This window comes from Terracoccus sp. 273MFTsu3.1 (assembly GCF_000383675.1).
Lineage (GTDB): Bacteria > Actinomycetota > Actinomycetes > Actinomycetales > Dermatophilaceae > Terrabacter.
In genome coordinates, this window is record NZ_KB911820.1 from 880956 (window position 1) to 896853 (window position 15898).

The 15898-nt window shown below is 66.5% G+C and carries 30 protein-coding genes; 28 read left to right on the plus strand and 2 right to left on the minus strand.

What is annotated here, in order from left to right; translation table 11 throughout:
• Positions 1–45 precede the first annotated feature (45 nt).
• The 15 genes from H283_RS0104135 (at position 46) to H283_RS0104205 (ending at position 6877) form a co-directional block, all read left to right on the plus strand.
• The gene (locus tag H283_RS0104135) at positions 46–240 is read left to right on the plus strand and encodes a hypothetical protein (protein WP_020142256.1); all 195 of its coding nucleotides are present in this window, start codon (positions 46–48) and stop codon (positions 238–240) included.
• On the plus strand, positions 237–1397 hold the full coding sequence (locus H283_RS0104140; RefSeq protein WP_020142257.1) for a hypothetical protein: 1161 nt from the start codon (positions 237–239) through the stop codon (positions 1395–1397). Before H283_RS0104135 ends, H283_RS0104140 begins: the two co-directional genes overlap by 4 nt.
• Positions 1394–1654 carry a hypothetical protein gene (locus H283_RS0104145; protein ID WP_020142258.1) on the plus strand — a complete coding sequence of 87 codons (261 nt, stop codon included), beginning with the start codon at positions 1394–1396 and terminating at the stop codon, positions 1652–1654. Before H283_RS0104140 ends, H283_RS0104145 begins: the two co-directional genes overlap by 4 nt.
• The gene (locus H283_RS0104150) at positions 1641–1859 is read left to right on the plus strand and encodes a hypothetical protein (RefSeq protein WP_020142259.1); all 219 of its coding nucleotides are present in this window, start codon (positions 1641–1643) and stop codon (positions 1857–1859) included. Before H283_RS0104145 ends, H283_RS0104150 begins: the two co-directional genes overlap by 14 nt.
• Positions 1860–1864: 5 nt before the next feature.
• Positions 1865–2269, plus strand: a complete 405-nt coding sequence (locus tag H283_RS23980; RefSeq protein ID WP_196805902.1) for a WhiB family transcriptional regulator — start codon at positions 1865–1867, stop codon at positions 2267–2269.
• Positions 2160–3263, plus strand: coding sequence for a hypothetical protein (locus H283_RS0104160; protein WP_156022955.1), 1104 nt, complete (start codon positions 2160–2162; stop codon positions 3261–3263). Before H283_RS23980 ends, H283_RS0104160 begins: the two co-directional genes overlap by 110 nt.
• Positions 3253–3639 (plus strand): hypothetical protein, encoded by a 387-nt coding sequence (locus H283_RS0104165; protein WP_020142262.1) that lies wholly within the window; start codon positions 3253–3255, stop codon positions 3637–3639. The genes H283_RS0104160 and H283_RS0104165 overlap by 11 nt, the downstream gene beginning before the upstream one ends.
• Positions 3640–3661: 22 nt before the next feature.
• Complete coding sequence (locus H283_RS0104170) at positions 3662–4045, plus strand: hypothetical protein (protein ID WP_020142263.1); 384 nt, start codon at positions 3662–3664, stop codon at positions 4043–4045.
• Complete coding sequence (locus H283_RS0104175; RefSeq protein WP_020142264.1) at positions 4042–4272, plus strand: hypothetical protein; 231 nt, start codon at positions 4042–4044, stop codon at positions 4270–4272. Before H283_RS0104170 ends, H283_RS0104175 begins: the two co-directional genes overlap by 4 nt.
• A complete protein-coding gene (locus tag H283_RS26480; protein ID WP_020142265.1) occupies positions 4269–4895 on the plus strand; it encodes a hypothetical protein in 627 nt (208 codons plus the stop codon). Before H283_RS0104175 ends, H283_RS26480 begins: the two co-directional genes overlap by 4 nt.
• Complete coding sequence (locus H283_RS0104185; RefSeq protein WP_020142266.1) at positions 4892–5425, plus strand: hypothetical protein; 534 nt, start codon at positions 4892–4894, stop codon at positions 5423–5425. The genes H283_RS26480 and H283_RS0104185 overlap by 4 nt, the downstream gene beginning before the upstream one ends.
• Positions 5422–5778 (plus strand): hypothetical protein, encoded by a 357-nt coding sequence (locus H283_RS0104190; RefSeq protein WP_020142267.1) that lies wholly within the window; start codon positions 5422–5424, stop codon positions 5776–5778. Before H283_RS0104185 ends, H283_RS0104190 begins: the two co-directional genes overlap by 4 nt.
• 87 nt (positions 5779–5865) lie before the next feature.
• Entirely contained in the window at positions 5866–6162 is a 297-nt protein-coding gene (locus tag H283_RS26485) for a stage V sporulation protein S (RefSeq protein ID WP_020142268.1), read from the plus strand.
• A 95-nt stretch (positions 6163–6257) separates the two neighbouring features.
• Positions 6258–6548: a hypothetical protein gene (locus H283_RS0104200; protein ID WP_020142269.1), complete on the plus strand. Its 291-nt coding sequence runs from the start codon at positions 6258–6260 to the stop codon at positions 6546–6548.
• 11 nt (positions 6549–6559) lie between these two features.
• On the plus strand, positions 6560–6877 hold the full coding sequence (locus H283_RS0104205; protein ID WP_020142270.1) for a hypothetical protein: 318 nt from the start codon (positions 6560–6562) through the stop codon (positions 6875–6877).
• Here the strand turns inward: H283_RS0104205 and H283_RS27535 are convergent.
• On the minus strand, positions 6866–7030 hold the full coding sequence (locus H283_RS27535; RefSeq protein WP_020142271.1) for a hypothetical protein: 165 nt from the start codon (positions 7028–7030) through the stop codon (positions 6866–6868). The genes H283_RS0104205 and H283_RS27535 overlap by 12 nt on opposite strands.
• 14 nt (positions 7031–7044) lie before the next feature.
• Between H283_RS27535 and H283_RS0104215 the strand changes: the two genes are divergently transcribed.
• Genes H283_RS0104215 through H283_RS0104225 form a run of 3 tightly spaced genes read left to right on the plus strand, consistent with a single transcriptional unit; the run spans position 7045 to position 9758 of the window.
• Positions 7045–7596 (plus strand): hypothetical protein, encoded by a 552-nt coding sequence (locus tag H283_RS0104215; RefSeq protein ID WP_020142272.1) that lies wholly within the window; start codon positions 7045–7047, stop codon positions 7594–7596.
• Position 7597: 1 nt separating this feature from the next.
• Complete coding sequence (locus H283_RS0104220; protein ID WP_020142273.1) at positions 7598–8122, plus strand: hypothetical protein; 525 nt, start codon at positions 7598–7600, stop codon at positions 8120–8122.
• Between the two features lie 4 nt (positions 8123–8126).
• Complete coding sequence (locus H283_RS0104225; RefSeq protein ID WP_020142274.1) at positions 8127–9758, plus strand: hypothetical protein; 1632 nt, start codon at positions 8127–8129, stop codon at positions 9756–9758.
• Here the strand turns inward: H283_RS0104225 and H283_RS27540 are convergent.
• Positions 9742–9897: a hypothetical protein gene (locus H283_RS27540; protein WP_156022956.1), complete on the minus strand. Its 156-nt coding sequence runs from the start codon at positions 9895–9897 to the stop codon at positions 9742–9744. The two genes, H283_RS0104225 and H283_RS27540, sit on opposite strands and share 17 nt — an antisense overlap.
• A gap of 30 nt (positions 9898–9927) precedes the next feature.
• Here H283_RS27540 and H283_RS0104235 point away from each other — a divergent pair, with 30 nt between their 5' ends.
• The 10 genes from H283_RS0104235 to H283_RS0104285 all read left to right on the plus strand — a co-directional run bounded on the left by H283_RS0104235 (position 9928) and on the right by H283_RS0104285 (position 15854).
• The gene (locus H283_RS0104235) at positions 9928–10239 is read left to right on the plus strand and encodes a hypothetical protein (protein WP_156022957.1); all 312 of its coding nucleotides are present in this window, start codon (positions 9928–9930) and stop codon (positions 10237–10239) included.
• Between the two features lie 162 nt (positions 10240–10401).
• Positions 10402–10635, plus strand: coding sequence for a hypothetical protein (locus H283_RS0104240; protein ID WP_020142277.1), 234 nt, complete (start codon positions 10402–10404; stop codon positions 10633–10635).
• Positions 10636–10711: 76 nt separating this feature from the next.
• Positions 10712–11191, plus strand: coding sequence for a hypothetical protein (locus H283_RS0104245; RefSeq protein WP_020142278.1), 480 nt, complete (start codon positions 10712–10714; stop codon positions 11189–11191).
• An 8-nt stretch (positions 11192–11199) separates the two neighbouring features.
• Positions 11200–11418 carry a hypothetical protein gene (locus tag H283_RS0104250; RefSeq protein WP_020142279.1) on the plus strand — a complete coding sequence of 73 codons (219 nt, stop codon included), beginning with the start codon at positions 11200–11202 and terminating at the stop codon, positions 11416–11418.
• Positions 11418–11810 (plus strand): hypothetical protein, encoded by a 393-nt coding sequence (locus H283_RS0104255; protein ID WP_020142280.1) that lies wholly within the window; start codon positions 11418–11420, stop codon positions 11808–11810. The genes H283_RS0104250 and H283_RS0104255 overlap by 1 nt, the downstream gene beginning before the upstream one ends.
• 32 nt (positions 11811–11842) lie before the next feature.
• Positions 11843–12295 carry a hypothetical protein gene (locus H283_RS0104260; RefSeq protein ID WP_020142281.1) on the plus strand — a complete coding sequence of 151 codons (453 nt, stop codon included), beginning with the start codon at positions 11843–11845 and terminating at the stop codon, positions 12293–12295.
• Between the two features lie 109 nt (positions 12296–12404).
• The gene (locus H283_RS0104270) at positions 12405–13934 is read left to right on the plus strand and encodes a hypothetical protein (RefSeq protein WP_020142283.1); all 1530 of its coding nucleotides are present in this window, start codon (positions 12405–12407) and stop codon (positions 13932–13934) included.
• A gap of 207 nt (positions 13935–14141) precedes the next feature.
• A complete protein-coding gene (locus H283_RS0104275; RefSeq protein ID WP_020142284.1) occupies positions 14142–14438 on the plus strand; it encodes a hypothetical protein in 297 nt (98 codons plus the stop codon).
• Positions 14439–14501: 63 nt separating this feature from the next.
• On the plus strand, positions 14502–14717 hold the full coding sequence (locus H283_RS0104280) for a hypothetical protein (RefSeq protein WP_020142285.1): 216 nt from the start codon (positions 14502–14504) through the stop codon (positions 14715–14717).
• Positions 14718–14834: 117 nt separating this feature from the next.
• On the plus strand, positions 14835–15854 hold the full coding sequence (locus H283_RS0104285; protein WP_156022959.1) for a LysM domain-containing protein: 1020 nt from the start codon (positions 14835–14837) through the stop codon (positions 15852–15854).
• Positions 15855–15898: the final 44 nt, after the last annotated feature.

Here is a 15898-nt window from a genome sequence, read left to right on the forward strand (position 1 = left end):
CTAGGTAACTGGATCAGTCGCACCGATTGACCAGAAGGGAACACTATGGCTGGCAACCCGGGCCTTCATGTCACGGTCACGCGCACCGTGACCTACACCTACGTCGAGCCGTTCGTCGATGAGGACAGCATCCACGACCTCGAAGCCACGCTGACCGAGACCGTCCGCTTCCGCGACCCGCAGTACTGCGACGCCTACGACACGACGACGAGCGTCCTCGTGACCGAGGCCACCCAGTGAGCACCTTCACCCCGGAGGCGCTGGCCGTCATGGCCAAGATCAACAAGGACTACGGCACCGGAGCGCTGGTGCTGGCCAAGGACATTCAGGTCCACAAGCGCTACACGACCGGCCACCTCGGCCTCGACGTCGCCCTCGGTGGCGGCTGGCCCGCGAACCAGCCCATCGAGGTCCTCGGCCGAGAGAGCAACGGCAAGACCGCCGTCGTCCTGAAGACCCTCGCGGCCAACATGGACATCGACCCCGAGTTCACCGCCCTGTGGGTCGCCGCCGAGCACTTCGACGTCGATCAGGCCGAGGCCCTCGGCGTGGACTGCAGCCGCGTCATCGTGCACAACACGCAGGCGATGGAAGAGGCCTTTCAGGTCATGCTCGCCTTCGGTGCCGAGCGCGCCGTCGATGCCATCATCCTCGACTCCTACCCGGCCCTCGTGCCGGACGAGGAAGCGGCCAAGGACATGGACGAGCACTCCATGGCCATCGGGGCCCGGCTCTTCGGCAAGTTCTTCCGCAAGTGGGGACGCCAGTGCCGCATCGACATCACCGACCCCGACGTCAAGCCGATGCTCGGCCCGATCATCATCAACCAGTTCCGCGACAAGATCGGCGCGTGGAGCCCGCACGGCACCCCGAAGACGAGTCCCGGCGGCAACGCGAAGAACTACGCCTTCTACGTCCGCGTCGAGGTCCAGCGTGACGAGTTCATCAAGATCACCGAGAACGGCCTGAAGGTCCCCGTCGGCCAGACGATCAAGGTCACCACGACCAAGAACAAGTCCAACAGCCCGGGGCAGGTCGCGGTCCTCGACTTCTACTTCCGTGACGCCGACAGCCTCGACAAGAAGCGCGGCGACTACGACCTCAGCAAGGACATCGCCCTGTGCGCGCTGCTCTTCGGGGTCATCGAGCGCCGTGGCTCGACCTTCGTCTTCGAGAACGGGGAACTCGACTCGAAGAAGAAGCCGCTTCATCGCTGGGCTGGCAAGGACGCGATGTACGCGGGCGTCATGGAGAGCCCCGACCTCTTCGCCCAGATCCGCGAGCGGGTCCTCGCCGTCGCCGCCGACCCGGCCGCAGAGCACGCGCTCACCGAGGAGGCCGTCACCGAGGCTGCAAGCGCCGGAGTGAAGGTCGTCGCACGGAAGGAAGCCGCGTGACGTGGGGCACGGTCTCGGTCGCCCTCAACATCATCCTCGCGGCGCTCGTGCTCTTCCAGCGTCTGCACATCGCACGCCTGACCCGAGTCCTCGCGGAGCGCTCGACCTTCATCACCAACATCCTCGGAAGGACTCATGAAGACCTCGCTGAAGAAGTCGCAGCAGCAGGAAAAGCGCTTGGCCGGACGGTACGGCGGCTCGATATCGGCCGGTTCCGGAAACGGGTGGGTCAGGAAGAACGACGTGCGCAGCGCTGAGGTCAGCATCGAGGCCAAGTACACCGACGCCAAGCAGTTCACCCTGAAGCAGGCCGACCTGCACAAGGGGGAGCGGTACGCGCTGGTCGACGGTCGCGAGTTCGCCTTCGTCATCTCGTTCTCCGGCGAGGAGTGGGTCGTCGTCCGCGAGGCCGACTACAAGGATCTGCGAGAGCGCGCCGACTCGCTGGATACGGCCCTCTGATGGTCATGAAGTTGCGCATCCCGCAGCCGGACTGGACCGGGGCCAAGTGCCTCGACTTCGTCCCGACGAGGGAGTACGACGCCTTCGTCGATGACGACATGGACGAGGCCGTGGCCGTCTGCAACGGCGACATCGACGGCAAGGTCTGCCCGAAGCGCCACGACTGCCTCATCTTCGCGCTCATCAACAACGAGCACTACGGCGTCTTCGGCGGTCTCTACCCCGAGCAGCGCCACGATCTCCGGCAGCGGTTCAAGCGCCGCAAGGGAAAGCCCGCACCTATCGAATGGGAGTTCGACAATGCCACGCCCCAGCAAGACCTCCTCGACGCGGCGGCGGCGCGCGAAGCCGACAGGGAGGCTCTTCGATCTCGCGCAAGCGACGAAGCCGAACTACGTCCTGCTGGGTGACATCCGCAAGCACCTGCTGAGGCAGATCGACGCTCCCTCCGACCGGCGTCAGGACATCCTTCATCCGAGCGAGATGGCCAAGTCGGACTGGTGCCCTCGACAGTCGTGGTATCGGCTGTCGGGGGTGCCGGAGTCGGACCCCCAGAAGAAGCACGGCTACCAGTTGGAGAACATCTTCGACGAGGGCCACACGATCCACGACAAGTGGCAGCGCCGCCTCTGGGACATGGGGATCCTCGACGGCATGTGGGGCTGCCTCGTGTGCGAGCACAAGTGGTGGGATACCGCACCGCAGGAGTGCCCCCAGTGCAGTGCTCCCAAGCGCGTGCTGCAGTACCGCGAGGTCCCGGTCGACGGCGAGGAGCGCTACCTCATCGTCGGCCACGAGGACGGCCTCGTGCGCAAGAGCCTCGTCGAGGTCAAGAGCATCGGTCAGGGGACCCTGCGGATGGACGCACCGGACCTGCTCCGGGCCAACTCCGTGGAGGGCCCCAAGGGCCGCAAGATCTACGACCTCGACGGAATCTGGCGCGACCTGAAGAGCCCCCTCGGGAGCCACCTGCGCCAGACGAACATCTACGCCGCCATCCTCATCGAGAACGGCGTCGAGATCGACGAGATCGTCTTCCTCTACGAGTACAAGTCGAATCAGGACGTGAAGGAGTTCCGGGTCAAGCCGAGCGCCCGGATCGCGAAGCCCATGCTCGACACCGCGCTCGACATCAAGTACGCGCTGGAGAAGAACCGCGAGGTCCCCCGACCCGGGGACCGCGAGAAGACCACCAAGGGCTGCAAAGAGTGCCCGTGGCAGACCACCTGCTGGACCGACAAGGAGAGCAATGCCAAGGACCGTTCGCCGTCAGACAACGCGGCAGAAGCCGGAGAACACGTGGAGCACCGTCCCCGCCGCGTCATACGCGCAGGGGCGTCTGCAGCAGCGGCAGATCGAACTGCCGGAGCACCCCGGCGGCGACGTTCCAAGGTTGCCCCCTGACCCGACCGACCTGACCGACCCGGAGTTGATGACCCTCTTCCGGGAGTTCACCGAGTGGGTGGCGTATCAGGGCGCTCAGTTGGCCGTCGCCGACGTCGAGGAGCAGAGCACGGCGGAGGACGTCAAGCGCATGGAGACGATGTCGGCCGCGCGCAACTCCGGCGCGAAGACGGTTACCGCCGCCAAGGCTGCCATCTGGGAGGACAGTGCCTACATCGACGCCCGGGACGCCCACTTCAAGGCGCAGGCCTACCAGAAGATGCTCCGGGGCATCTACGAGGCTACCGAGAAGAAGCAGGTCCTGCTGTCCCGAGAACTGACCCGCCGCGTCGGCCGCGAGCCGCGCGACAGCCGGAACGGGAAGTGGAATGCGTAGGGTCGCTCGCCGCCGACGTCGGATGATCAAGGCCCCGTGGGAGCAGCGGGGGACCGACGCCAAGGGCCGCACGCTCCTGACCAACGTCAAGGACGCCGTCTACGTCCAGAACCCCGACGGCGACCACGTGGAACTCGGGCTATTCGACCGCATGTACCGGATCTACCGGCACTCCGGCGTGACACCTAATCAGGTCGCGGCCGAGGAGGGTATCCGCTACTTCCGGCACGAGTGGGAGTTCCTCCGCGACAACCAGTGCCTGTGGATCGAGTTCGTCCACCCGTCAACCGGATCAGTCATGCGGATTGACTTCGATTCGGCATCCCGATACGGTTCCGCAGTGACCAACCAGTGGGGGCAGATGTGGTCTGTCCCCGAAACCCGATACGAAGGGAACACCCTGTGACCAGTCATCCCGAGTCGCTCCCCGGAGCGACCGCCTTCCGCACCGTCATCGTCGTCCTGACCGTGCTCCTGTGGCTCCTGATGGTGGCCTGCCTCGGCAGCACCGTCCGCGCCGCATGGACCGGCGACCTGAACGCCGCCCGGGCCCTCGCCCTCGGCTGGGGGTTCTTCGTCGTCTACACCCTGTGGGACATGGCCAAGTACATCCGCGAGCAGGTGCGCCGGTGACCCCGACCATGATGTACGAGGAGGACGTCTACTCCCCGCTCGACCGCCGCACCCGGCTCGTCGGCCTGCACGGCCACGCGCAGACGGGCAAGAACACCTCCGCCGACATCCTCACCGAGGAACTCGGCTACTCGCAGATCTCGTTCGCCGAGCCCCTGAAGCGCCTCGCGCTCTTCGTCAACCCCGTCGTCCAGACGGACTCGCACGGTCGCGTGTTCACCCTGCAGGACATCTTCGACGACCTCGCGCACGAGGACATCCGTGGCGACGCGGCGTGGGAGGAGGCCAAGAAGGTCGGCACCACCCGAGTGTTCCTCCAGAAGTTGGGGGAGGGCGTGCGTGAGATCCTCGGGGAGAACACGTGGGTCGACTACGCCATGGCGAAGGTCAAGGACGGCGGCAAGTACGCCTTCCCCGACACCCGCTTCCGCAACGAGGCGCAGGCCATCCTCGACCGCAGCGGCGTCGTCGTCGAGATCAAGCGCCCCGGCGTCGGCCCGGTCAACGACCACGTGTCCGACCGCCGCCTGCCCGACGAGATGATCAACCTCACGATCATCAACGACGGCGAGATCAACGACCTGCGTGGCGAGGTCCTCCACGCCGAGCGGTTCGCCGCGTGACGCTCTACCTCGGCATCGACCAGTCCTACGGCGGCTTCGCGACGACCTTCTTCGACTCGGAGACGGGCACCCACGACACCCTCGTGCGCTCGTTCGAGGCAGGTCGCTACATCTCGCAGGGATCCCGGCTCGCCGCTGTGGAGACGCACGTCGCGGACCTCCTGAGCGACCGGGCCCCCATGTGCACCGCCATGGAGGGCTACTCCATGGGCTCGAAGTTCGGCCGCGAGAAGTTGGGCGAACTGGGTGGCGTCACGAAGGCGACCCTGCACAAGCACGGGCGGCTGCCGTACATCGTCCAGCCCTCCACGCTGAAGAAGTTCGTCCTTGGCGCGGGGGCGGGCAAGACGAAGAACCTCATGCTCCTCGGGGTCTTCAAGAAGTGGGACGCCGAGTTCAACGACGACAACGCCGCCGACTCCTACGCCCTCGCCCGGCTCGCCCACCTCATCAGCAACCCCGGGCTGGTCGAGCACAAGTACGAGCAGGAAGTCATCAAGACCGTTCTGAAGGAAGCAGGCACCAAGTGAACCTCACCCACACCGACTACACCCTCATCGGGCTCGGCATCCTCGCCGCCCTGCTCTTCGTCACCACGGCGGTCTTCTGGCGCAAGTCGGAGGACCTGCAGGAAGACCTCGCCTTCGAGAGGTTCGAGCACGAGAACACCAAGGAGGACCTGCAGGCCGCTGAGGCGCGCACCGAGCGGGTCGTCCTCGACGTCGCACCAGTCCTCGTCCGCACGGCGTGGTCCTTCGGGATGTCGACTGCCCAGATGCGCGCGGCCGAGGTGCAGCGCAACGAGCAGATCGACCGGGTCAAGGCGGCGATCAAGGTCACCGAGACCGGCAAGAAGTTGCTGGACTCGAAGATCGTCTTCTAGCCGATCAGGCGCTCGTTGTCAACCGGCTCGTCCGAACTCATAACCTAGAGGGACACGCAGCATTTCTCGGAACCCTCTGGAGTACTCATGAGTGACATCTCGATCTCGGACGGGCCGGTTGACGACATCATCCGGGTCGCAGGCAAGACCCCCGCCAGCAAGTTGGCCAGCGCGATCACCCACGCGGTGCTCGACAAGGGCCACGTGACGCTCCGGGCCATCGGCGCGGGCCCGGTGAATCAGGCCGTCAAGGCCATCGCCATCGCCCAGTCGTTCGTCGGCTCGCAGGCCCTCACCCTCAGCACGCGCATCGGCTTCGCCACCGTGCGGCTGCCGGACCAGAGCGAGGTCTCGGCCATGGTCTTCAAGGTGGAGGCCAAGTAAGACACGCAGGGTAAATCGGCTCGTCGGCTCTAGTTGACGGGCCGATTCGCCATACACTGGGGAACGTCCTAATCCTGTGCCTGAGGAGCCACCTAATGAGCCTTCAACCCGGCGGTCGCACGTCGTCGTTCTCGGACGGTGCTCTGGCCCAGTCCCCGGCGTCTCGGATCCACTCCATTCAGGAGGGTGCGGGCCGCGAGGGGTTCAAGCCGTCGTCGACTCTGGACGAGAACCAGATCTTCACGACGGCCAACGGACAGTCCGAGGCCGACCGATCCCGGCAGCCCCTGAAGGGCCCCGGCTTCAGCACCAACGGCCTCTCCGATTCCACCTTCCAGTCGCGTCTGTGGCTGGGCTCGGCTCCCCGCACATTCGGCGGAAAGTGAAAGAGAACCTCATGGCCAACAGCACCGCTCCCAAGTCCGCCTTCGCCACGCAGGGCAAGATCGCCGCCCCCGTCAACGCGTCCGCCGCCCCCTCCGCCAACACCTCGCCGGTCGCCAAGCACGGCAGCGCCGGTGGCATGCTCGACGGCGCGACGGCGAACCACCGTCAGGGCGTCATGGAGCCCCACGGCGCGGCCTTCAAGATCACCGCGACCCTCTACAAGCAGAACGCGGCCGAGGCCAGCGCGACGCAGCGCAACGTGCGACTCGTCCCCTCCGCCATCGGCAACCGCGACTTCTGGGCCTCGCGCGACCGCTCACGCGTCTGAGGACGCCTTCGGGGTCGTGATCTCGCGGTGGTTCAGCACTGCCCAGTCCGCGTCGACCTCGTCGACAAAGGGCCCCTCGCGGAAGAGGCAGTCCGAGCAGTGCGCCCAGAACTCTCCGTAGCCGTCGATGACGGTCCCAATCGTGTGTGCCACCCAAGGAGTATGACATGAGCGACGAGAAGCGCTTCGACAACAGCATGGCCAAGGACGCTTCAACGTTCGCTGGAATGGTCAACAACCCCGACATCGGCGGGTCCTCGTACCACGTCCTGAGCCGCCAGTTCCTCAACGTCGGCGTCGACCGGGCGCACATGGTCGGGGGCCACGAGTTCGCGGGAACCAACACCCGCATCCCCGAGTCCTTCCACGACGCACCGCTCGGCAGCCACGAGGCCCACGCGCACTTCGTCCGCACGGCGGTCAACACCGGCGGCGACGTCAAGGCCTACGCCGGAGGCTGGGCCGAGGACGGGAAGGCCGTGCTCGACGCGTCCACCCGCTACGCCAGCAAGAAGGACGCCGTCCCCGTCGCCAAGCAGCGCGGGGAGCGGGAGATCTTCGACTCCAAGAAGATCGAGTCCTACAAGACGCCGGGCGTCCCCGAGGGGAACACCAACACCGCCCCGGCCCCGGACGTCGCGGCCCCCAAGCCGACGGTCTCGAAGACCCCGCGCGGCTCCACGAAGATCCAGAGCAACCTGCGGGCCGTGAAGGCCTGACATGTCCTTCCAGTTCCTGCCGCCCGTCGACCAGTCGGGCTCCGTCGTCCGCGCCAACGGTGGGGGCGGCACGCAGGTCGTTGGCTACCGCAGCGTCCTCGACGCCCAGCGCTCTCTCGGGCAGGGTGCACGCACCCCGAGCGCGGAGTACCCCGACGGCTACCTCGGCACGATCAACTCCCGGCGAGGCGACCGGCTGCTGAAGAACCTGCAGAGCCGCCTCACCCAGCGCTCGTACCAGCGCGGCGTCCACAAGGGCGACAAGATCGACCCCGGCGACTACGCGTGGCCCGCAGGCAACGTCCACCCCATGGCAGGCATCGAGGCTCAGTCTCGTGGCCAGCGGTGGACCCAGCAGGGCAGCGCGGTCGAGAAGTTGGCGCACGGAGGCAAGGTCCCCGCGCTCTCGCCCGAGGAGATGCTCGCCGTCCAGCAGCAGTACGGCGTCGCCGACAACAACCACACCCAGATGGTCAACCCGCAGCGCCGAGCCCAGATGGCTTCAGCGCTGCCTCGATGGAAGTAGAACGATGGCTGCCAAGAAGAGCCCCGCCCAGAAGGCGGCAGAGACCCGGGCACGCCGCAACCCCCTGACGGGTGGCGAGCCGAACACCTACAGCGCTGTCGGAGAGGGCCGTTCGCTGCCCGCCCCGACGAACGTGCGCGCATGGAAGGGCGACGGCCGAGAGGCCTCCCGTCTCCGTGCCCAGCACGTCGAGGCCACCAAGCCCGGGGGCCTCCCGGACGCACAGGTGGGCTACCGCAAGCCCGAGGGCATGTCGGACCGGCACTTCACGTGGCTCTCCGGTGGCCACCACATGTTCCCCAACGAGGGAGCCGAGCGTGGCAACGCCGCCATCAACGAGCCCCACGCCCACCACCCCGAGGTGACGGTTCAGCGCCGAGCAGAGGACCTCTCCGGCGGCGAGTACCGCAAGGGCACCGCCGTGCTCGCGCACTTCGGCCACGACCCGAAGGACCCCGTCGGCTCGCTCGCCGACCTCCACTCGCGCACCCTGCACCGCGTCATGGCCGAGCACAATCAGGCCGGAGTCGAGGAGTCGTCCTCCCAGAAGTTCTACGGGGGCCGCACGCAGACCGAGATCCCCTCGCACCCCGACATGGACGCCAAGCACTACGACGGCGTCAACGCTGCCCAGACGCGGCTGCGTCAGGCCACCCAGACGGTCTCCAACCACCCCCAGTTCGCCTCCCAGACGGCAGGGCTGGAGCGCAGCGACCGGCAGGCTGCAGCCCGGGCCCTCGTGCATCAGGCAGCGGCCGACACGAGCCCCAACAACAAGTGGCGCGACGGCGAGCACCGCTGGCCCAACATCGAGCAGGCCGAGGAGGCCGTCAAGTCCGGCATCACCGGTGAGGCCCCGAAGTTCATCGGCGGGCGGATCCAGAACAACGACAAGGCCGCTGGCCGCGCTGCCGACATGATCCAGTCCGGCCAGTTCGACACCCACGGCTACGGCAACCCGAAGCAGGCGGCGAAGACCGTCGCCTTCCGTGGCGCGCTGGCCGACGTCAACCACGCCGACGCCTACAAGGTCAGCGACGTGCACGAGGCCTCGGTCGTGGCCCCGGGCCTGTCGACGTCGAAGTCCAAGGTCTACGTGGGTGGCGGCAAGAGCGGGAACACCTACATCCACCCCGACCACCCCAAGAGCGCCACCAAGGGGCTCACGCAGGTCTTCGTGCCCAACAACAGCCGTGAGGGCACCCTGAAGCCCAAGGTCGGCCTCGCCCGCACCGAGGAGATGCTCGCCAAGGGTGACTCGTACGTGCACGCGCTCAACGATCACGCCACGCGCCGCGCGCTGGCAGACAACGGGCTGTCCCGGAGCGTCAACCACGCCGACAACGTCCACCCGGCTCAGGCGGCGGCGTGGGGCTCACAGCAGATGATCCGCAAGGACGTCATGGTCAGCCACGCCGACCAGTACCCCGTCGTCCGCGACTGGGGCCACGAGGGCATCAACGTCCCGAACCACGGCGACGTGCTGGGCGCGCTCTCGCGTGGGGAGACGCACACCCACATGGGTCCGCAGTTCCGCAGCAACCCGAACACCACGGGCATCTCGAAGAGCCCGGAGACGGCGCACTTGGTGAACCCGACGAAGAGCAAGCCCTACCCGGTCATGCCGGGGGAGTGAGGTCCTCGTCCGGCGGGAAGTAGATGTCCGCGAGGTGTTCTTGGTCCGGGTAGACGGCTAGGAACGCCTCGCGGCTCTCGAAGTCGTCCTTCTCCGGCATCGCGCCGGGGGAGTCATATACAGGTCCGTTGGTCGTCATGCAAGCCAGTCTACCGTGTAAAGCCATTCGATGGGAGAGATTGACATGCTGAACGCCGACGGTGTCTACGACCGCACCAAGCCGTGGAACTCGCTGCCCGAGGCGCGGCTGACCGCCACTCTCGGTGCCCTCGCCGGTGCCTCGGCCGAGCAGATCCAAGCCCTGCGCCCGCCCCTGCCGAACACCGTGCTCTTCCCGGCTCGCTTCGGCTTCGAGAAGGTCGAGCCCTCCGTCGAGGACTGCTTCCGCCAGCGCACCCAGTACCCCACCGCCCAGAACGACTACACCCGCGTGCAGCCCGGCTACAGCGGGTCGTCAGTACAGTCTCTCGGCTCGATGTAAGTACCCTAGAACCATGTCTCGTAAGCCGCTTCGCGCCACCGACCGCCGTAAGGGCAAGGTCAGGGATCCTCAGAAGGACTCCTCGACCGGTTCGGCGAACCCGCTTGCGTCCCTGTTCAACGACCGCCGCCACGCGAATGGCGCGGGGAAGCGAGCCCACTGATGACCTACGGTCCCACCCGCAGCATGAACGCCGACCTCCACATCGGTGCCACCGAGGGCTCCTTCAAGAAGGTCATCCGCAACCGTGGCGGCTTCGTCGAGGCCACCACGACCGCCGCGCGCCAGCCCCTCAACGACACGTGGTACGGCATCCACGAGACCCCGAACCAGATGTCCGGCGACGGTGTCGTCCTCCCGCCCCGTGACTACGTGGAGACCCCGCCGGTTCGCTGACTTGCGCCGCGTCAAGCGGAGCACCTAATCTGATTTACGCACCTGTACCTAATTCGCTGAACGAAAAGGATCACACATGTCGGACCACGTCCGCCTACTGCTCTGCCACGAGGACAAGACGCTGGAGCAGGTCGAGGACTACGAGGGCGACCCGCACAACGACTGGGCCCTGAAGTACGTGCTGGAGAAGCACCGCTACCCCTCCGGTGACCCTCATCTCGGCCAGATGCTCCGCGTCGAGAAGAAGCACTGGGACCTCCCGTCGACCCGCGAGGCCATCGAGAAGCAGATCCGCGACAGCGCGGGCCACACCGGTCTCGACCAGTCCTTCTACGACACCAAGGACACCCTCGGCGAGGACGCCCTGAAGTGCTTCGAGAAGCACGGTCGCAACCCCGGCTGCAGCAACTACCGGGACGAGGACAAGCGCCTGAGCGCTGGCACCGACCGAGAGCGCAAGAGCCTCGGTCTCCAGCCGCTTCGCTCGAACCACTTCCTCTGCGACCACTGCCCTGTCCACTCCATGGTCATGGCCCACAAGAACCGGAACCTCTGAGGAGCATCATGATCGACCCCGCTGACCTGCAGAACCGCTTCGACTTCCACCCCGCCACCGACGAGGAGAAGCGCAACGCCCACACGAGCGTCCGCGTCGCTGCCTACGAACTCGCGCAGTTCGTCAACGTCAAGGTGCCGGATGGCCGGGAGAAGGCCACCGCCATCACCAAGATCGAGGAGGCCATGTTCTGGGCGAACGCGGCTCTCGCGCGGAGCAACGGCTGATGGGCGACATCATCATCCCGGCCGGAGCGAAGACCGCTCCCATGCCCGACCTCAACTCCCTCCCCGAGGCTGACCTCGACGCCCTCGCCGCCAAGGTGAACGACGAGGAGACCTACCCGCAGGTCCGCACGGCCTTCGCCGTCGTCATCGGCCTCGACGGGCAGATCAGCCTCGACCCGTCGCTCGTCAAGAACGTGCGCGTCATGCGCGAGCCCCACAACGACGACGTCATCGGCGCGCTGGCCGCTCTGCAGACCGACGTCCAGACCTCCCTCGCGGCGGTCAAGACGGCCCAGATCATGCAGCAGCAGGCCATGGCGATGCAGGAGCAGATGCGCGAGCAGCAGATGCACTCACGCGTCCAGCAAGCCTTGTCGAGCGGCAAGAGGTAAACCGGACCACTCGAACCCGTTACCCTATATAGATGCTGGTCATGGCCATTGACGGGGTCCTAAGGGATCCCGGCACACGTGAGGTAATTCCGTCAGGACGCACGCTCTACCGCGCCCTGACGTCCATCCATGGTCTCGCGCTCGTCTCTGACGACAGCGCCCAGCGGGACGGCATGTGGCTCGCCTCCCACGGCTTCACGGAGCACGCCTTCGTGGCCGAGGGGGGCAGCCCCCGCCCCGACCAACTGACCCGTCTGCGCACCCGGGGCTCCATCGACTTCATCGTCGAGGCCGACCCCGACATCGCGGCCGACGTCGTCGCCGCTGGCACGCCGGTGCTCTTCTTCGCCGTGCCGTCCTACCGCAGCCCCGATGACCTCCCCGGGGCCAGACGCGTACCCACCGCTTGGGGCGTCCTGCAGGCCGAAGTCGAACGCCAGCGGGAGACCAAGAGCACCGACAGCCGCATCGGCGAAGTGCTGTGATCCCACGGGACGTCATGGACGTCTTCTACGGCTCCGTGTGGCTCATCGTGGTCCTCGTCTGCGCGGCAGCCGTGGGGGTCCTGATCACCAAGCACAGGAGAAAGAACCGATGACTGCCCTCTACTTCGGCGGAGCCGAAGTGTCCTCGTGGCGCAAGATGCTCAGCGAGTCCGACGTCAGCCACGTCGCCCTCTCGTACATGGGCCTGCGCCGCAAGGTGAAGTTCGCACGCCCGTGGCTGCTGGACGACAAGTTCCCGGCCGAGCAGAAGATCTTCCTCGACTCGGGGGCCTTCACGGTCAATCAGGACACGGCGGGGGAGAAGTACTCCCAGCGCGACCTGAAGGAGATCGGCGAGGCCTACATGGGCTTCGTGCTCCAGAACATCGACCGCGTCGAGATGGTGTCCGAGTTCGACTCGCTCGCCCTCGGCCTGTCGTGGATCCGCGACCAGCGCGAGGACTTCTACGACTCCCTGCCCGAGGGTAAGTTCCTGCCCGTCTGGCACGCCGACTGGGGCCTATCCGAACTGGAGTCCCTCGCCGAGCGCTACAAGCGCGTGGGCATCATGCAGACGGCCATGGACGGACGTAATCTCGTCCCCACCCTCAACGGGCTCGTGCGCAAGTACGGGACTCATCTGCACGGCGTGGCCATGACCCGCCCGGAACTCATGTCCGAGGTCCAGTGGGGCTCGGTGGCCAGCACGTCGTGGATCTCGCCTGCCCAGTACGGCGACACCATCATCTGGACCGGCCGCGAGTTGAAGCGCTACCCGAAGAAGATGAAGGATCAGGCGCGCATGCGCCACCGCACCTACCTGCGCGACCACGGCTTCGACACCGAGAAGATCGAGGGCGACGACACCAACGAGGTGCTCCGCCTCAGCCTCTGGTCGTGGCAGCGGCTCGTCGAATCCGTCGACCAGACCACTGCAGCCCCTGAAGTAGTTGCTACAAGCGCCGAACCGTCTGACAGCGGTTTCGCGGAAACCGAGGACCCCCTAGTTGTTACCAGCCCCTCGGAAATGCGGAAGTCCGTAGCAACTACCCGGAAGGTCCGTCAGACCACGCTGCTGCCCATCATGGGCGTCAACGTGACCACCGAGAAGGTCCTCGGCGACGACGGTCAACCGGCCGAGGTGACGCGCAACCTCCTCACCGTCAGGTCCCAGAGCCAGCGCCTCTGCGCCTCGTGCTTCCTCGCCGACAAGTGCCCGATGTTCGAGGACGGGGCCAACTGCGCGTACGAGATCCCGGTCGAGGTGAAGACCAAGGACCAGATGCAGTCCCTGCAGAACGGCCTCATCGAGATGCAGACCCAGCGCGTGCTCTTCGCACGAATGAGCGAGGAAATCACCGGTGGCTACCCCGATCCGAACCTCTCCAGCGAGATGGACCGGCTCCAGAAGATGATCAAGACGAAGACCGAACTGGAGCAGGACGGCTTCACCTTCAAGATGGAGGCGAAGGGTCGCGGAGGCTCCGATGGCGGGGGCATCCTGCAGCGGATGTTCGGTGCCCAGCCCGAGCAGACGGCCCGCGCTCTGCCCGCCCCGGTCAAGGCCGACGCCATCGCGGCCAGCCAGTTCAGCGACATCATCGACGTCGAAGTCATCGAAGCAAGGAGTAACTCGTAATGGCCAGCACACTGGTGGAAGAGACATGGTCGCTCGTTCTGGACGACACAGCCGCCGAGGAGGCACCGTGCACGGCCTGTCACGGGCGCTGCACCGACCGCTACGGCGACGACTGCGCCTTCTGTGGCGGGCTCGGCGTGGACTGGTCTGTCAACCGACGTGGCGGACACGGTTGACAACAACCGTCTCGTCCGTCACCCTTGTCACATGATGATCCTCGCTGACGGCCCCGACATGCAGACCTCCCTCCCCGACGCGCTTCAGTACCTCGCCTTGGGCGCGGTCCTCGTCATCACCTTCTACGTCCTGAAGTGGATGGCCCGGCGGAAGGTGCGGGGTCACGTCAGCGGCGTCGTCTTCCGCAGCCCGTGGGCCCCGGTCGTCACGGTGCACGACGGCGACGTCTGGTTCGACGGTGGCGAGCACTGGGTCTGGGAGCACGACCGCTGGGTGGCTGCGACCTTCGAGCAGATCGTCGCCATCGACCAGCGCATCGCAGCCTGATCTCACCACCCCGCCCCGCTGGGGTAACCTGAATCAGACGAACCGCTTACCACAGGAGCCCAGATGTCCTTCATCGCCCCCATGCTCGCCCGAGCAGCCGGATCCGCCGTCGGCGGCGAGGCGGTCGAGGCAGCCGCCGGTCGCAGCGCCTCGTTCACCGCAGGGATGCAGGGCCTCAGCGCTCACGACCTGCCCATCGTCGGCCCGAGCAAGGCTCCCATCGACGACGTCGAGGGCACGGCCAAGCGGACGCAGAACCCCAACAGCGTCCTGCGCTGACGCAGCACCACCGAACGGCCTCCAGCATCGCGCTGGGGGCCGTTCTGCGTTCCCACCCCTCTCAGGTCAATCGGTACCGTTGAACTCGTTACCAATGACTCTGGAGAGGACACACCCATGGGTGGAATGACGCAGCCGCGCTGCGAGACGGTCATCTGGCGCGGTATCCGCGTCTGCAAGCACTCGGTGCCGAAGTTGGTCGCGTGGGCCAAGCGCACCGGCCGCGTCTACCTGAAGGGCATTCAGGGCTGCTACTCGACGGCCATCGTGGCCTCGGGCAACACGCACGCCGGTGGCGGCGTCTACGACGTCGAGATGGACGGCTACAGCCGCTCCGAGGCCATCATGAGCACCAACGAAGGACGGCAGGAGTTCCTCATCACCGAGGACCGTCCGTGGGGCTCGGCGGACAAGCCCAACCACCACATCCACCTCATCGACCCCGAGTGCCCTAATCTCTCGGACGCCGCCATGAAGCAGGTCGAGGAATACCGCCGGGGAGAGACGGGGCTAGTTGGCTACGACCCCGACACCTACTACCGGGGCAACAAGGTCGAGATGCTCCGCCGCTACGACAACCGACTCGACGTCAAGGCTCCGAGCACCGGCGCGCACCGGACGTACACGATCCCCAAGGGCGGGACGCTCGGCAAGGCCGCAGCCGCTCTCGGCGTCACGGTGGCGGTCCTCGCGGGCTTCAACCACATCTCCAACCCCGACGTCGTCCGGCCCGGCACCGTGGTCACCGCGCCGCCCTCGACGTACACCGTCCCGGCCGTCACGCCCACCGCGAAGCCCACGCTGAAGCCCACGCCGTCGCCGGTGGTCAAGGCCAAGCCGAAGCCGGTCGTGAAGCCCAAGCCGAAGCCCGTGGTCGTCGTCAAGCCGGTCTCCCGAGCCGCGCTGAAGGCAGGCAAGACCAACGCCTCGGTCAAGGCCTACGAGGTCGCGCTGAACAAGCGGGGCTTCCTCGCCAAGCGCTACGTGGACGGCTACTACGGCACGGCCACGAGCGCGGGCACCAAGGCGCTCTACCGGAGCCTCGCCAAGAAGCAGCCGAACGCGGGCTGGACGAAGAACGCCACGGTTCCCGGACCTAGTTTGCTGAAGGTCCTGAAGGTCAAGTCGACCCGCTGAGCCGCCCTTAGGATGGGCTAACAGAGAGGCCCCCAACCGATGCG

Excerpts from the sequence above, each read along its gene's own strand:
- H283_RS0104285 (WP_156022959.1), top strand. The coding sequence starts at position 14,835 with ATGGGTGGAATGACGCAGCCGCGCTGCGAGACGGTCATCTGGCGCGGT.
- H283_RS0104225 (WP_020142274.1), top strand. The coding sequence starts at position 8,127 with ATGGCTGCCAAGAAGAGCCCCGCCCAGAAGGCGGCAGAGACCCGGGCA.
- H283_RS0104240 (WP_020142277.1), top strand. The coding sequence starts at position 10,402 with ATGACCTACGGTCCCACCCGCAGCATGAACGCCGACCTCCACATCGGT.
- H283_RS0104250 (WP_020142279.1), top strand. The coding sequence starts at position 11,200 with ATGATCGACCCCGCTGACCTGCAGAACCGCTTCGACTTCCACCCCGCC.
- H283_RS0104170 (WP_020142263.1), top strand. The coding sequence starts at position 3,662 with ATGATCAAGGCCCCGTGGGAGCAGCGGGGGACCGACGCCAAGGGCCGC.
- H283_RS0104270 (WP_020142283.1), top strand. The coding sequence starts at position 12,405 with ATGACTGCCCTCTACTTCGGCGGAGCCGAAGTGTCCTCGTGGCGCAAG.
- H283_RS0104215 (WP_020142272.1), top strand. The coding sequence starts at position 7,045 with ATGAGCGACGAGAAGCGCTTCGACAACAGCATGGCCAAGGACGCTTCA.
- H283_RS0104260 (WP_020142281.1), top strand. The coding sequence starts at position 11,843 with ATGCTGGTCATGGCCATTGACGGGGTCCTAAGGGATCCCGGCACACGT.
- H283_RS0104135 (WP_020142256.1), top strand. The coding sequence starts at position 46 with ATGGCTGGCAACCCGGGCCTTCATGTCACGGTCACGCGCACCGTGACC.
- H283_RS0104255 (WP_020142280.1), top strand. The coding sequence starts at position 11,418 with ATGGGCGACATCATCATCCCGGCCGGAGCGAAGACCGCTCCCATGCCC.
- H283_RS26485 (WP_020142268.1), top strand. The coding sequence starts at position 5,866 with ATGAGTGACATCTCGATCTCGGACGGGCCGGTTGACGACATCATCCGG.
- H283_RS0104245 (WP_020142278.1), top strand. The coding sequence starts at position 10,712 with ATGTCGGACCACGTCCGCCTACTGCTCTGCCACGAGGACAAGACGCTG.
- H283_RS0104220 (WP_020142273.1), top strand. The coding sequence starts at position 7,598 with ATGTCCTTCCAGTTCCTGCCGCCCGTCGACCAGTCGGGCTCCGTCGTC.
- H283_RS0104275 (WP_020142284.1), top strand. The coding sequence starts at position 14,142 with ATGATGATCCTCGCTGACGGCCCCGACATGCAGACCTCCCTCCCCGAC.
- H283_RS0104235 (WP_156022957.1), top strand. The coding sequence starts at position 9,928 with ATGGGAGAGATTGACATGCTGAACGCCGACGGTGTCTACGACCGCACC.
- H283_RS0104200 (WP_020142269.1), top strand. The coding sequence starts at position 6,258 with ATGAGCCTTCAACCCGGCGGTCGCACGTCGTCGTTCTCGGACGGTGCT.
- H283_RS27540 (WP_156022956.1), bottom strand. The coding sequence starts at position 9,897 with ATGACGACCAACGGACCTGTATATGACTCCCCCGGCGCGATGCCGGAG.
- H283_RS23980 (WP_196805902.1), top strand. The coding sequence starts at position 1,865 with ATGAAGTTGCGCATCCCGCAGCCGGACTGGACCGGGGCCAAGTGCCTC.
- H283_RS0104205 (WP_020142270.1), top strand. The coding sequence starts at position 6,560 with ATGGCCAACAGCACCGCTCCCAAGTCCGCCTTCGCCACGCAGGGCAAG.
- H283_RS0104280 (WP_020142285.1), top strand. The coding sequence starts at position 14,502 with ATGTCCTTCATCGCCCCCATGCTCGCCCGAGCAGCCGGATCCGCCGTC.
- H283_RS0104160 (WP_156022955.1), top strand. The coding sequence starts at position 2,160 with ATGCCACGCCCCAGCAAGACCTCCTCGACGCGGCGGCGGCGCGCGAAG.